At 71.9% G+C, this 10,725-nt stretch carries 9 protein-coding genes; 7 read left to right on the plus strand and 2 right to left on the minus strand.

Annotated features, from left to right (window positions below):
• Positions 1 to 236: 236 nt before the first annotated feature.
• Positions 237 to 1,052, minus strand: coding sequence for a DUF3097 domain-containing protein (locus E2651_RS35210; protein WP_135335326.1), 816 nt, complete (start codon positions 1,050 to 1,052; stop codon positions 237 to 239).
• Between the two features lie 35 nt (positions 1,053 to 1,087).
• Positions 1,088 to 1,831, minus strand: a complete 744-nt coding sequence (locus E2651_RS35215) for an MBL fold metallo-hydrolase (RefSeq protein ID WP_135335327.1) — start codon at positions 1,829 to 1,831, stop codon at positions 1,088 to 1,090.
• A gap of 213 nt (positions 1,832 to 2,044) precedes the next feature.
• Here E2651_RS35215 and hrcA point away from each other — a divergent pair, with 213 nt between their 5' ends.
• The 7 genes from hrcA to E2651_RS35250 all read left to right on the plus strand — a co-directional run bounded on the left by hrcA (position 2,045) and on the right by E2651_RS35250 (position 10,684).
• Positions 2,045 to 3,061, plus strand: coding sequence for a heat-inducible transcriptional repressor HrcA (gene hrcA / locus E2651_RS35220; RefSeq protein WP_135335328.1), 1,017 nt, complete (start codon positions 2,045 to 2,047; stop codon positions 3,059 to 3,061).
• Entirely contained in the window at positions 3,062 to 4,198 is a 1,137-nt protein-coding gene (gene dnaJ / locus E2651_RS35225; protein ID WP_135335329.1) for a molecular chaperone DnaJ, read from the plus strand. It abuts the gene before it with no gap.
• A gap of 101 nt (positions 4,199 to 4,299) precedes the next feature.
• Positions 4,300 to 5,397 (plus strand): nitronate monooxygenase, encoded by a 1,098-nt coding sequence (locus tag E2651_RS35230; protein WP_135335330.1) that lies wholly within the window; start codon positions 4,300 to 4,302, stop codon positions 5,395 to 5,397.
• Entirely contained in the window at positions 5,394 to 6,134 is a 741-nt protein-coding gene (locus E2651_RS35235; protein WP_135335331.1) for a 16S rRNA (uracil(1498)-N(3))-methyltransferase, read from the plus strand. Before E2651_RS35230 ends, E2651_RS35235 begins: the two co-directional genes overlap by 4 nt.
• Positions 6,135 to 6,161: 27 nt before the next feature.
• Positions 6,162 to 6,554 carry a VOC family protein gene (locus E2651_RS35240; protein WP_135335332.1) on the plus strand — a complete coding sequence of 131 codons (393 nt, stop codon included), beginning with the start codon at positions 6,162 to 6,164 and terminating at the stop codon, positions 6,552 to 6,554.
• Between the two features lie 240 nt (positions 6,555 to 6,794).
• Complete coding sequence (locus E2651_RS35245) at positions 6,795 to 7,406, plus strand: hypothetical protein (RefSeq protein WP_135335333.1); 612 nt, start codon at positions 6,795 to 6,797, stop codon at positions 7,404 to 7,406.
• A 50-nt stretch (positions 7,407 to 7,456) separates the two neighbouring features.
• A complete protein-coding gene (locus E2651_RS35250; RefSeq protein WP_167828991.1) occupies positions 7,457 to 10,684 on the plus strand; it encodes a S41 family peptidase in 3,228 nt (1,075 codons plus the stop codon).
• The last annotated feature ends 41 nt before the right edge of the window (positions 10,685 to 10,725 follow it).

Below are 10,725 nucleotides of genomic sequence, written 5' to 3' on the forward strand. Positions count from 1 at the left end.
GCCTTACGGGGAAGGGCGGGCGGTTCTTACCTTGCGGGGGCGGTTGCTGGCGGATGGGGTTGTGCGGGATCTCGTCGACTGAGGGTTGCGTCGGCTGACGGTCAGAGCGGGTTCCTTTCCCCAACCCCGCCCCTTCCCGAAACTTTCCGACTCCGTCGGGCTCATGGCTCGGCAGATCACCGGCTCCGCCGAGTTCGTCCTCAAACGCCGGACGGGCTGAAAAGGCGGGTGGGTGGTTAGGGCGCTGTGACGAAGTCGATCAGTTCCTCTACGCGGCCCAGGAGTTCCGGCTCCAGGTCCCGGTAGCTGCGTACCGAGCCGAGGATCCTCTGCCAGGCTGCGCCTGTATGGGGGGCCCAGCCCAAGGCGTGGCAGACGCCGGTCTTCCAGTCCTGGCCCCGGGGGACCCGGGGCCACCCCGCGATCCCCACAGACCCCGGCTTCACCGCCTCCCACACGTCGATGTACGGGTGGCCGACGACCAGTGCGTGGGCGCTGGTCACCGACGCCGCGATGCGGGACTCCTTCGAACCGGGGACCAGGTGGTCCACCAGGACGCCGAGGCGGGCGTCCGGGCCGGGGGTGAACTCCGCGACGATCGCGGGGAGGTCGTCGATGCCCTCCAGGTATTCGACGACGACGCCCTCGATACGCAGGTCGTCGCCCCAGACCCGCTCCACGAGCTCCGCGTCGTGGCGGCCCTCGACGTAGATGCGACCCGCGCGGGCGACCCGGGCCCGCGCCCCCGGCACCGCCACCGAACCGGAAGCGGTGCGGGTGGGACGTGCCGGAGCGGAGGCGGAGGCTCGTACCAGCGTTACCGTGCGGCCCTCCCAAGCGAAGGCGCCCGGCGTCATCGGGAAGACGCGGTGTTTGCCGAAGCGGTCCTCGAGGGTGACCGTCAGCCCCTCCGCCGTCTTCTCGCAGCGCATCACCGCCCCGCAGAAACCGGTGCTCAGCTCCTCCACCACGAGGCCCGCGTCCGCGGCGACCTCCGGCACGGGCTTCGGCTTCTTCCACGGCGGGGTGAGGTCGGGGGAGTACTGGCGCATTCGGATGACGATAGGAAGAGGCGGGGCCCCGCTGCCTACGACACGCCGAAACGGGCCGCCAATGTGGCCCGCTGCGCACGGACAAACTCCGCATTCACCACGGCTCCGTGCCCGGGGACGTACAACGCGTCGTCCCCGCCCAGGTCCAGGAGCCGGTCGAGCGCCGCCGGCCAGCGGGACGGGACCGCGTCGGAACCCGCCTGCGGTTCGCCGGACTCCTCCACCAGGTCGCCGCAGAAGACGATCTCCGGGGAGCTGTCCGTGCCGGGGACGAGGACCGCCATGTCGTGGCCCGAGTGGCCGGGGCCCACATTGGCGAGCAGCACCTGCACCCCGCCGCCCAGGTCCAGCGTCCACTCCCCGCACACCATGTGATGCGGGTGGACGAGCAGATCGGCGGCCTCGGCCGCGGCGTCCAGGGGGACACCGTGCCGTACCGCCGAATCCCGCAGCTCGTCCCGGCCCCTCGCGAGCAGCGTGTCCAGGCCCACCGCGCCGTACAGCTCGACCCCCGCGAACGCCGCCGCCCCGAGCACATGGTCGAAGTGCGGGTGGGTCAGGGCGAGATGGGTGACCCGGCGGCCGCCGCCCAGGATGCGGCGGGCCTGGGTCCGCAGCTCCGCGCCCTCGCGCAGGGTCGAGCCCGCCTCGATCATGAGGGCCGATTCGCCGCCGACGACCAGGCCCGCCGTGCAGTCCCACACCGGAAGCCGCCGCCGCCCGACGTGCGGCGCGAGCCGCTCCCAGCCCGCCTCGTCCCATGCCAGCGCCACGTCCATAAGCCGACGCTAGCCCCCGGCGGACCGGTTGGCAGCCGCTGCCTCGCCCGCTGTACCGAAGCGCGAGGTCCGGCCCTTGCCGGGGCCGTACCCGTCGGCCGTACACTGGGCGCGGTGAGGACTGGCACTCGCCCGAGGGGAGTGCCAGGCAGGGGCTCGGGGCAGACAAGTGTCAGGGCGAAACGGTGGACGAACCGCAGGAGGTGTGCGCGGATGCTCAGTGAACGCAGGCTCGAGGTGCTGCGCGCCATCGTCCACGACTATGTGGGGACGGAGGAGCCCGTCGGCTCCAAAGCCCTCACCGAACGGCACAGCCTCGGCGTCTCCCCGGCGACCGTCCGCAACGACATGGCGGCGCTGGAGGAGGAAGGGTTCATCGCCCAGCCTCATACGAGCGCGGGGCGCATCCCGACCGACAAGGGGTATCGCCTCTTCGTCGACCGCCTTGCCGGCGTCAAGCCGATGGCGGCGCCCGAGCGCAGGGCCATCCAGAACTTCCTCGACGGTGCCGTCGACCTCGATGACGTGGTCGCCCGTACGGTGCGACTGCTCGCGCAGCTGACCCGGCAGGTCGCGGTGGTTCAGTACCCGTCGCTCACGCGGTCGACGGTGCGGCACGTGGAGCTGCTCTCGCTGGCCCCGGCCCGCCTGATGCTCGTACTGATCACGGACACCGGACGGGTCGAGCAGCGCATGATCGACTGCCCCGCCCCGTTCGGCGAGACCTCGCTCGCGGATCTGCGGGCGCGGCTCAACAGCCGGGTCGCGGGCCGTCGCTTCGCGGACGTGCCGCAGCTGGTGCAGGACATGACGGACTCCTTCGACGCGGAGGACCGGGGCACGGTGGCCACGGTGCTCTCCACGCTTCTCGAAACCCTCGTCGAGGAGACCGAGGAGCGGCTGATGATCGGCGGAACGGCCAATCTCACCCGCTTCGGACATGACTTTCCCCTCACGATCCGGCCCGTCCTCGAGGCGCTCGAGGAGCAGGTCGTACTCCTCAAGTTGCTTGGCGAGGCGACGGATTCGGGCATGACCGTACGGATCGGTCATGAGAACGCCCATGAGGGACTCAGCTCCACGTCCGTGGTCTCGGTCGGCTACGGTTCGGGCAGCGAGGCAGTAGCCAAACTCGGCGTGGTCGGACCGACCCGCATGGACTATCCGGGAACGATGGGAGCAGTACGCGCAGTGGCACGTTACGTCGGACAGATCCTGGCGGAGTCGTAAGTGGCCACGGACTACTACGCCGTACTCGGCGTGCGCCGCGACGCTTCCCAGGACGAGATCAAGAAGGCCTTCCGGAGGCTGGCGCGTGAGCTTCACCCGGATGTGAATCCGGATCCGAAGACTCAGGAGCGCTTCAAGGAGATCAACGCCGCGTACGAGGTGTTGTCGGACCCGCAGAAGAAGCAGGTCTACGACCTCGGCGGCGACCCGCTGTCCCAGGCGGGCGGCGGCGGTGCCGGCGGCTTCGGGCAGGGCGGGTTCGGGAACTTCTCGGACATCATGGACGCGTTCTTCGGTACGGCGTCGCAGCGCGGACCGCGCTCGCGCACGCGCCGTGGCCAGGACGCCATGATCCGTCTGGAGATCGACCTCGACGAGGCCGCCTTCGGGACCACCAAGGACATTCAGGTCGACACCGCTGTGGTGTGTACGACCTGTAGCGGTGAGGGGGCGGCCCCCGGGACGTCCGCTCAGACGTGTGACATGTGCCGCGGTCGCGGTGAGGTGTCGCAGGTCACGCGGTCCTTCCTCGGCCAGGTCATGACGTCGCGGCCCTGCCCGCAGTGTCAGGGCTTCGGCACGGTCGTGCCCACGCCGTGCCCCGAGTGCGCCGGCGACGGCCGCATCCGGTCGCGGCGGACGCTGACCGTGAAGATCCCCGCCGGTGTCGACAACGGCACGCGGATCCAGCTCGCGGGCGAGGGCGAGGTCGGCCCCGGCGGCGGCCCCGCCGGTGACCTGTACGTGGAGATCCACGAGCTGCCGCACGCCGTGTTCCAGCGGCGCGGGGACGATCTGCACTGCACGGTGACGATCCCGATGACGGCGGCGGCTCTCGGCACCAAGGTGCCGCTCGAGACGCTTGACGGGCTCGAGGAGATCGACATCCGTCCCGGTACGCAGTCGGGGCAGTCCGTCCCGCTGCACGGGCGCGGCATCACGCATCTGCGGGGCGGCGGCCGTGGCGATCTGATCGTCCACGTCGAGGTCCTCACGCCGACGAAGCTCGATGCCGAGCAGGAGCGGGTGCTGAGGGAGCTTTCGCAGCTGCGGGGCGAGGAGCGGCCCACGGGGCAGTTCCAGCCGGGGCAGCAGGGGCTGTTCTCGCGTCTCAAGGATGCGTTCAACGGGCGGTAGCGCCGAGTGACGGGTAGGTGGGCGGGGAAGGTGGTTCCCGCTCACCGGCCCAGCGGAAGGGGCGATTCGGCCGCCCGCCCAGGGCATGGCACGATGCGTTCATGTCCACCGCGCTGACCGATCTCTGCCGCCATCCGATCGTGCAGGCCCCCATGGCGGGCGGTGCTTCCTGTCCGCAGCTCGCCGCCGCCGTGTCCGAGGCCGGGGGGCTCGGCTTCCTCGCCGCCGGGTACAAAACGGCCGACGGGATGTATCAGGAGATCAAACAGCTGCGGGGGCTCACCGCTCGGCCCTTCGGCGTGAATCTCTTCATGCCGCAGCCCGAGTACGCCGACGCCGCCGCCGTCGATGTGTACCGCAGCCAGCTCGCGGGCGAGGCCAGTTGGTACGAGACACAGCTCGGCGATCCGGACAGCGGCCGCGACGACGGCTTCGACGCCAAGCTCGCCATTCTGATCGACGACCCCGTGCCGGTCGTCTCCTTCACCTTCGGGTGCCCCACCCGCGACGTCTTCGACGCCTTCGCCCGCGTCGGCACGATCACCGTCGCCACGGTCACCACCCCCGAAGAGGCACAGACCGCGCAGTGGTCCGGCGCCGACGCCGTCTGCGTGCAGGGCATCGAGGCGGGCGGCCACCAGGGCACGCACCGCGACAACCCCGAGACGGACGGCTCCGGGCTCGGCCTCCTCTCGCTCATCGCGCAGGTGCGCGAGACCGTGCAGATCCCCGTGGTCGCGGCCGGCGGCCTGATGCGCGGCGCGCAGATCGCCGCCGTGCTCGCGGCGGGCGCGGACGCGGCGCAGCTCGGCACGGCGTTCCTGGTCTGCCCCGAGTCGGGCGCGAACGTCCTGCACAAGCAGGCCATGACCAATCCGCTGTTCACCAGGACCGAACTGACCCGCGCCTTCTCGGGCCGCCCCGCCCGCGGCCTGGTCAACCGCTTCATGCGCGAGCACGGCCCGTACGCCCCCGCCGCCTACCCCCAGGTCCACCACCTCACCAGCGGCCTGCGCAAGGCCGCCGCCAAGGCCGGTGACGCGCAGGGCATGGCGCTCTGGGCCGGGCAGGGGCACCGGATGGCGCGGGAGCTGCCCGCCGGGCAGCTCGTCGAGGTCCTCGCGGTCGAACTCGCCACGGCGAAGGCCGCGTTGGCCGCCGGGGGGCAGCAGGGGAACCAGCCCGGGAGCCAGGCATGACCGCGCCCGTCTTCGTGGTCGAGCACTTCGACGCGGGCGGCGAAGGACGCTACGTACTCGATGGCCCCGAAGGGCGGCACGCCGTCTCCGTGAAGCGTCTTGACCCCGGGGAGGAGCTCGTCCTCACCGACGGCGCCGGGCGCTGGGCGGACTGCGTGGTCCTCGAGACCGAGGGCAAGGACCGGCTGATCGTGCGGATGGACGCCGTACGGGAAGAAGCTCCCGAGGAGCCCCGGATCACCGTTGTGCAGGCGCTGCCCAAGGGCGATCGCGGTGAACTCGCCGTGGAGACCATGACGGAGACCGGCGTCGACGCGATCGTGCCCTGGTCGGCGTCCCGCTGCATCACGCAGTGGAAGGGCGAGCGCGGGCTCAAGGCGCTCGGCAAGTGGCGGGCCACGGCGCGCGAGGCGGGCAAGCAGTCGCGCCGGGTGCGCTTCCCGGAGGTCGCGGACGCGGCGACGACCAAGCAGGTCGCCGCGCTGCTCGCGGAGGCGGACCTCGCGGCCGTCCTGCACGAGGAGGGCAGCGAACCGCTGGCCACGGCGCAGCTTCCGGCGGCCGGGCACATCGTCCTGGTGGTCGGCCCCGAGGGCGGCGTGTCGCCGGACGAGCTCGCGGCCTTCGCCGCCGCGGGTGCGAAGCCGTACCGCCTGGGGCGTAGCGTGTTGCGTACATCGACCGCGGGGACGGCGGCGGCCGCACTGCTGCTCGGACGCACGGGCCGCTGGTCCTGAACCCCCGCGCAAGGTAAGGGGGATGCCATGGAACTGGCCCAAGTGCGGCTGCTCGTATCGGACTTCAGCGCCTGCTACCACTTCTACGCCGAAGTCCTCGGCCTCAAGCCGCAGTCGGGGGCGGTGGACGGACCGTACGAGAAATTCAGTCCGGCGACCGGCTCCGCGGGCATCGCGCTCCAGGACCGCTCGATGATGGCTCAACTCCTGGGCGAACTGGAGGAGCCGGCGACGGGGCACCGCTCACTGGTGGTGCTGCGGGTCGACGACCTCGACGCGTACTGCGGCCGGATCGTCGAGCGCGGCGGGGTCATCACCCAGGGCCCCGCGCCCATGACCGACCGCATGCGGGTCGCCCATCTCAAGGACCCGGAAGGGAACTTGGTGGAGCTGCAGCAGTGGCTGCTGCTGCGCGGCTGAGGGCACTCTCGAGCAGCCGGACGGATCCGGGCTCGTAGAGGTTGAGCCACTTCCGGTCGTCGTTGTCGGTCATGTCCACCAGCGATCCGTACTCCCAGTGGCCCTCGGAGATGACGTGACCGGGCCGGGGCACGCGTCTCCCCGGTGTTCCGGAGTGGACGAAAAGCGGTCTACCGTCAGGCGGCCCGCGGTGGCACGCTGCCGCCCATGGGGGCATTGAGGCGCTTACGGGATCGTGCGGTGGACGTGCGCGGGCGGCGTCGGCGGGTGCTGTACGCCGTCGGGCTCGCGGGGGCCGCGGTGATCGGGGGCGCCGCGTGCGATCCCGTCGACGGGGACATGAACACCTCCTCCATCGCGATCACCACCGACGAGATGGCGACGAAGGAACTGGAGCGGCAGCACCTCGGCGTGCTGTGGATCAGCTGCACCGCCCGCTTCAAGGACGAGGTCACCCCGTCCAGCGGCGGTCCGGTCGACGCCGTCGCCCATGTCGACTGCCAGGGGCAGGCCAAGGACGGCAAGAACGGCAAGGGGTCCGACGACACCGGCGACATCACCGTCAAGGGGACGGTGACGTCCGTCGTCGACGGTCACTGCGTACGCGGGAACCTGACCGCCAGGGTCGACGGCAAGGAGTGGTTCCGGGTGGACGTGCTCGGCGACTGCTCCGGGGGCGACGACGGCAACGGCAATGGCGGCAACGGCAATGGCGGCAACGGCAATGGCGGCAACGGTGATGGTGACCATGACGGCGACAAGCCGACCCGGCAACCCGGTCCCACCGTCACGGTGACCGTCACGCCCGATCCGCCGCCCGCCGCTCCCGACCCGACCTTCAAGGGCAAGTGATCCAAAACGCTGACCGGCTCCGCCGACCTGCTTAGGCTGGCTGTGTGACACTGACTGGACACCCTGCGTATCTTCGGTTTCCGCATCTGCGCGGCGAGTTGGTCGCCTTCACCGCTGAGGACGACGTCTGGGTCGCCCCCCTCGACGGCGGCCGGGCATGGCGCGTCAGCGCCGACAACATGCCGGTGAACCACCCCCGCATCTCCCCGGACGGCACGACCCTCGCCTGGACCTCCACACGGGACGGCGCCCCCGAGGTGCATGTCGCCCCGGTCGACGGCGGATCCTCCAAGCGCCTTACGTACTGGGGGAGTTCGCGTACGTCCGTGCGGGGCTGGACCCCGGACGGACAGGTCCTCGCGACCAGTACGTACGGTCAGGCATCGCTGCGCCGCAGCTGGGCGCGGGCCGTCCCGCTGGACGGCGGGCCCGCCGAAACGCTGCCGTACGGACTCGTCGGCGATCTCACGTACGGCCCTCAGGACGGTCAAGTCCTGCTGCTCTCCGTGCCGATGGGGCGCGAGGCCGCCTGGTGGAAGCGGTACCGGGGCGGCGCGGCGGGGAAGCTGTGGATCCGGCGCGTCGGCGCCGGTGACGAGGGCGACGACGACCGCTTCGTACGCGTCCATGAAGAGCTCGAAGGGAACATCGAGTACCCGCTGTGGGTGGGGGAGCGCATCGCCTTCCTCTCCGACCACGAAGGCGTCGGGGCCGCCTACTCCTCGCTGCCCGACGGCTCGGATCTGCGCCGGCACACGGCGGCCGACGGTTTCTACGCCCGGCACGCCGCCACCGACGGCACACGCGTCGTCTACGCCTCCGCGGGCGAACTCTGGCTCCTGGACGACCTGGTGGACGCCGAGCCGCGCCGCATCGACATCCGCCTCGGCGGCCAGCGCACCGACCTCCAGCCGTTCCCCGTGAGCGCGGCGCGCTGGTTCGGTGCCGCCGCCCCCGACCACACGGGGCGCGGCAGCGCCGTCTCCGTACGCGGCGGCGTGCACTGGGTGACCCACCGCGAGGGGCCCGCCCGCGCCCTCGCCGTCGAGCACGGTGTGCGGGCACGGCTGCCGCGCACGTTCCGCGTCGACGGCGAGGAACACGTCGTCTGGGTCACGGACGCGGAGGGCGACGACGCGCTCCAGTTCGCGCCCGCCACGGGGCTCGCGCCGGGTGCGACGCCCCGCAGGATCGCCGCCGGGCAGCTGGGCCGGGTGCTCGGGCTCGCCATGGCGCCCGACGGCAGCCGGGCCGCCGTCGCCTCGCACGACGGCCGTGTGCTGCTCGTCGAGCGGGAGAGCGGTGAGGTGCGCGAGGTCGACCGCGGGGAGGACGGGGACGCCACCGGGCTCGTCTTCTCGCCGGACTCGGCCTGGCTCGCCTGGTCGCATCCGGGACCGCGCCCGCTGCGGCAGCTGAAGCTGGCGAACACGGGCGATCTCTCGGTGTCCGAGGCGACCCCGCTGCGGTTCCGCGACTACGCGCCCGCGTTCACGCTGGACGGCAAGCACCTGGCGTTCCTGTCCGCGCGCGCCTTCGACCCCGTCTACGACGAGCACGTCTTCGACCTCGCCTTCGTCGGCGGATCGCGGCCCTACCTGATCACGCTGGCCGCCACCACGCCCTCGCCCTTCGGGCCGCAGCGCCACGGCCGGCCCTTCGAGGCGCCCGACAAGGACGAGACCCCGGACAGCGAGGGCGCTCCCGTCACCCGGATCGACCTCGACGGGCTCGCCGACCGCATCGTGCCCTTCCCCGTCGAAGCCGCCCGCTACTCCACGCTGCGGGCCGCCAAGGACGGCGTCCTGTGGCTGCGGCACCCCGTGCGGGGCGTACTCGGCGCCTCCCGCGCCACCCCGTCCGATCCCGACCCGCAGACCGAGCTCGAACGCTACGACCTCGCACAGCAGCGCATCGAGGAACTGGCGTCGGACGCCGACCACTTCTCCGTCAGCGGGGACGGCAAGCGGGTGCTGCTGTGGGTCGACGGCAAGCTGAAGGTCGTACCGAGCGACCGGCGTGCCTCCGGCGACGAGAACTCCGACTCCAACATCACCGTCGACCTCACCCGCGTCCGGCAGACCGTCGACCCCGCCGCCGAATGGCGCCAGATGTACGACGAGGCCGGGCGGCTCATGCGGGACAACTTCTGGCGGCCCGACCTCGGCGGGGTCGACTGGGCCGGGGCGCTCGACCGGTACCGGCCGGTGCTCGACCGCGTCGCCACGCACGACGATCTCGTGGACCTGCTGTGGGAGGTCGCCGGAGAGCTCGGCACGTCGCACGCGTACGTCGTCGGGCGCGGGTCCTGGGGGACGTCCGCGGCGCGGCAGGGGCTGCTCGGGGCGGATGTCTCGCGGGGCGCTGACGGGGCGTGGCGGATCGACCGCATCCTCCCCTCCGAGACGTCGGATCCCGGCGCCCGCTCGCCGCTCGCCGCTCCCGGGGTCGCGGTGCGGGCCGGCGACGCGTTGCTCGCCGTCGCGGGGCGGCCGGTCGATCCGGTGACGGGACCCGGGCCGTTGCTCGTGGGTACGGCGGGCAAGCCCGTCGAACTGACCGTGTCCCCCGCGGGGGGCGGTGATCCGCGGCACGCGGTGGTGATCCCCGTCGACGACGAGGAGCCGTTGCGGTACCACGCCTGGGTCGCGGACCGTCGTGCGTACGTCCATGAGCGCTCAGGGGGCCGGCTCGGCTATCTGCACGTGCCGGACATGCAGGCTCCCGGGTGGGCGCAGATCCACCGGGACCTGCGGGTGGAGGTCGCCCGGGACGGTCTCGTGGTGGACGTACGCGAGAACCGTGGCGGGCACACGTCCCAGCTGGTCGTGGAGAAACTCGCCCGGAAGATCATCGGCTGGGACCTGCCGCGCGGCGCGCGGCCGTACAGCTACCCGGCGGACGCGCCCCGTGGACCGGTCGTCGCCGTCGCCAACGAGTTCTCCGGTTCCGACGGGGACATCGTGAACGCGGCGATCAAGGCGCTGGGGATCGGGCCCGTGGTGGGGACGCGGACGTGGGGCGGGGTGATCGGGTTCGACAGCCGGTACCGCCTGGTGGACGGGACGCTGGTGACCCAGCCGAAGTACGCGTTCTGGCTCGAGGGATACGAGTGGGGCGTCGAGAACTACGGCGTCGACCCGGACGTGGAGGTGGTGACGACGCCGGACGACTACGCATCCGGCGCGGACCCCCAACTGGACGAGGCGATCCGCCTGGCGCTGGCGGCACTGGAGGAAACCCCGCCGAAGAGCGCCCCGGAGCTGCCGGGGGCGTGAGGGGGCCGGCCTGCGGCCTTGGGGTTGCCACCGCCCCACCC

The organism is Streptomyces sp. MZ04 (genome assembly GCF_004684775.1).
GTDB lineage: Bacteria > Actinomycetota > Actinomycetes > Streptomycetales > Streptomycetaceae > Streptomyces.

What these genes read in the sequence shown, in the direction of transcription:
- E2651_RS35210 (WP_135335326.1), bottom strand. Translation starts at nt 1,052, where the DNA reads ATGCGCCAGTACTCCCCCGACCTCACCCCGCCGTGGAAGAAGCCGAAG.
- E2651_RS35215 (WP_135335327.1), bottom strand. Translation starts at nt 1,831, where the DNA reads ATGGACGTGGCGCTGGCATGGGACGAGGCGGGCTGGGAGCGGCTCGCG.
- hrcA (WP_135335328.1), top strand. Translation starts at nt 2,045, where the DNA reads ATGCTCAGTGAACGCAGGCTCGAGGTGCTGCGCGCCATCGTCCACGAC.
- E2651_RS35230 (WP_135335330.1), top strand. Translation starts at nt 4,300, where the DNA reads ATGTCCACCGCGCTGACCGATCTCTGCCGCCATCCGATCGTGCAGGCC.
- E2651_RS35235 (WP_135335331.1), top strand. Translation starts at nt 5,394, where the DNA reads ATGACCGCGCCCGTCTTCGTGGTCGAGCACTTCGACGCGGGCGGCGAA.
- E2651_RS35240 (WP_135335332.1), top strand. Translation starts at nt 6,162, where the DNA reads ATGGAACTGGCCCAAGTGCGGCTGCTCGTATCGGACTTCAGCGCCTGC.